1 pseudogene is annotated in these 224 nt (G+C 51.3%); it reads left to right on the top strand.

The features are described from left to right. Window positions 1-112, top strand: a pseudogene (locus H6B10_RS18225) (DUF4956 domain-containing protein); the annotation flags it as partial. Window positions 113-224 lie beyond the last annotated feature (112 nt).

Below are 224 nucleotides of genomic sequence, written 5' to 3'. Positions count from 1 at the left end.
GGTGGCGGTGATCATTGTGACCATCAGCACCAACATTACCCTCTCCCTGGGCATGGTAGGCGCTCTCAGCATTGTGCGCTACCGCACCGCCGTCAAAAATCCGCTGGACTTGATCCACACAAAGGCAGAATTTGGAGGCCGACGTCCTGACAAAGGAATAGGCGCGAAAGATACTTTGAATATACTCCGGCAAAATACCGGTAAACTTGACTTCCAGAATCATC

The organism is Gemmiger formicilis (genome assembly GCF_016901605.1).
In the GTDB taxonomy this organism is placed as follows: Bacteria; Bacillota; Clostridia; order Oscillospirales; family Ruminococcaceae; genus Gemmiger; species Gemmiger formicilis_B.
The sequence above is the reverse complement of the archived record's forward strand: the minus strand, read 5'-3'. Positions and strand labels throughout refer to the sequence as shown.